The organism is Stygiolobus sp. CP850M (assembly GCF_037389425.1).
In the GTDB taxonomy this organism is placed as follows: Archaea; Thermoproteota; Thermoprotei_A; order Sulfolobales; family Sulfolobaceae; genus Stygiolobus.
Genome location: NZ_JBBHKR010000008.1, coordinates 1 through 3,170 on the forward strand (window position 1 = coordinate 1; position 3,170 = coordinate 3,170).

Consider the following 3,170-nt stretch of genomic DNA (forward strand, 5'->3'; position numbering starts at 1 on the left):
GTACTAGGATCATACCGTAATCTTCTTTACTTCTAGAAAACAATAGCGTAAAAGGTGTGAAGGAATATAATGCTTGTATCCCATTTCTTTGCGTAGTATTGCTTTTACTCATCGCTATAATCACCCTCCTCAGTATCTAAATCCACATTAATTACAGGTGCAGGTGGTGTCATCATCAAATCTACAAATATATTATTGTTAAAGAGTTCCTTTAAAATTTTGAATATATCAATATCATTATTGCTAATATTATTTTTCTTTTGAAGTGATAAAAGACATTCTACTTTGTTATCTCTCTCAGCTAACTCTAAAGTTCTCTTAAGATGAGCTGAGTACTCTACAATTGCGTTAAGGTTCTTAATTAGATCTTCCAGTTTTTTTGAGAAGCAGTTTACATCCAATTTCATTCTTATTTCTGCTAAGTTCTTCGTCTCTCTATTCTGCGGTTGTTTTATCTGTTGATTTAATTCTTCTAATTCCCTAACGCTTTTTTTAATTTTCTTGATATCTTGTTCAAGCTTATTTAGCAACTGACTTATAACAGGCCCATAACCGTGACCATTATCTAGTTCGTCAAAGATATTGATCAAGTACCCCTCTACACTGTATAAAAATTCTTTTAGGTAATCTTTATTCAACTTGAACTTACGAAGTCTCTCGTCATCGAGTTTTTTTTCAGCTAATTCATTAAAACGGTCATCATCCTTAAGGGTCGATCTAGCTTTACCAAGTCTCTCGATGAGATTTTCTCTAATATTTTCCACGATTGAGACTACATCCTCACATTTATTATCATTAGGATACGTTTCGTAATTTAGTGAATTTAGTATGCCTAACGCTTCAGAAATTTGGCTAGGGTCTATGCACAAGTCCGTAGACAGTTTCATTACGAATTCTTGGTCTTTTAACTTCTCTCTTAGTTCGTTTATTAAATTCTTTCCTAACTCTTCACACTCATCTCTTTTTGGATCTTCACCCACACACGTATTAATTCCATTTAGGGCTTTTTCTAGCAAGAAATAAGAAAACATATACTGTAATATGATGTTGGGGTTGGTGGTCATGCCATATTGTGATGATACTCCTTTACCGAGAGATATCAGTTTTTTCATAAGGTCTTGATTGTATATGTAAAGTGTTGCAAACGGAGAAGTTTGCAAAGTTATTATGCCAGTTGCTATTCTGTAAGTCCTCTCACTTCTACCAGCTCTTCCTATCCTTTGGATAAAACTTTCCCGCGAAATAGGAAGCTTGTGCTGTATTACTAGTGCAATATCTCCTATATCGATACCTAATTCTAGTGTAGAGGTGGAGAACAGTAACTGTAAAGGAGAGGTGCTACTCTTAAACTTTTTTTCTATTTCCCATCTGTTTTTAGGAGGCAAAAGAGCATTGTGTAGCTCTATACTACTTTTCAGGTCTCCAGCAAACTTGTCTAGTTTATTGTCGTCGGCGCACACATATTTATAATTCTGTAAATAATCCCAATAATACTCATCATTGTTGCATAAGTCATTAGGATTTGTGTAACATATATGGTCTCTAATTTCCCTGCCTTTTCTCGTCCCTAATATTGTGTTATAGAAGTACTTAAAAAGTTTGGTAACTCCCGCAACACTATCAGCAAATACGATACCCTTAAAGCCCTTACCCTTCAGCCAGGCTAAGGAAACTTCTGCCGCGTACTCTGTCACGGTATCTATGCCTTTACCTATATTAGGAAATAAAAATAAGTAAAGGATTAATCTCTTTTTATTCCCTTTTTGAGAATATTTGGAATAGAAATCCTGGAATGTGGGTATGTTAGAAATACATTGATTTGACTTACAACAGACAATACTGGAGAGAAACTCTAAATGGTTCGGTATTGTAGCTGAGGAAAAGACAATCTTTTCAATTGGGGGAAACTTACTCAGGGCTTTTAATGAACTAAGAAGTCTTAGAATGTACCTTAAATGTTGTGTTAATATATTATCGTAAGCATGAACTTCGTCTAAAACGATATATTTAACATTCTTAAATCTAGAAGCTCTGTCCTTGTTTAACATTCTTCGATAAAGTGTCCACAAATTTGTTACTAATACATTTGGTATATTAAATTCTATATCTTCCCTGGTAGCTAGCATGAAACTATAGTCTGTGTTGCATGAGCTGCATTTAACGCCGGCTTTTGTGTAAATTAACTTATTTCCACATTTAGGGCAGTTTAGCCCTCTGTATTCTTCTCCGTCTTTTATCTCCTCCCTTCTAGGTGTGTCACCGTCTTCAAGTGCTAATGTAACTTTTTTGTTTAACTTTTTAATTAATTCTTGGTTTATCTCATAAATTAAGTCTAATAATCTCTCCACTTGATCTTTAGCAAGAGCTTTACGAGGATATATAAAGACCACGTTTATTGGATCTTCATTCTTAATTACAGCCTCAAGAACGTAAACCATGGCTGGTAAAGTAAAAGTGATGGTTTTTCCAGTAGCCGTAGGTGCTACCACCGGTATATAATGGTTATACTGATCTAGAATCTGTTTTATAACGTAAGCTTGATAACTTGAAAACCCTTTAATTTTATTGGACATTACTTTTTGAAGAATGTTGGTTATTAATGATATATCCTGATTAGGTAAGTTGTCTAAACGTAACTTATTTTGTACATCACTAAGGATAGAGGTAAAACTTACTGCACCAAAGTCTGGATAGTATTCTTCTTCTAATCGTACATCGTACTCTAGAGCTACGGGTGGGGAATTGATGTAAGGTCTAGCGTGAACCACTTTTGCTAATAAGTCCATATGAGCTGACCTGTATTTATCACAGATCTTGATTATCATGCCCTTCTGAATCAACTGGTTTAACAGCTGGTTACCGTTATTATATCTTCCAGCTAACTGCTGGAGTTCATTGAGGGTTAGCATAGCTAATGAAAAGTCCTTTTTATTATTTCGAAACTTGTTAACCTCTTCTCTAATTATGTCTTGGTATAATGATATTTCCTCCTCAGAAGGGACATTTGAGTATGACACTATGCTCACTCTCTAAAATTTTCATCAATAACTATAGTTTTACATCTCATATAAATATATTATTTGAGATTCAAATCCTTATCACGTGTTAATCCTTTCATCACTTTCACATTCAAATTGACTTTAAATTCACGGTAAAGATATACCATTATA

1 protein-coding gene is annotated in these 3,170 nt (G+C 34.2%); it reads right to left on the minus strand.

Annotation, left to right across the window (positions count from 1 at the left end; all coding sequences use genetic code 11):
- Positions 1 to 104: 104 nt before the first annotated feature.
- Positions 105 to 3,017, minus strand: coding sequence for a DEAD/DEAH box helicase (locus WIW89_RS00305; RefSeq protein WP_337719306.1), 2,913 nt, complete (start codon positions 3,015 to 3,017; stop codon positions 105 to 107).
- Positions 3,018 to 3,170 lie beyond the last annotated feature (153 nt).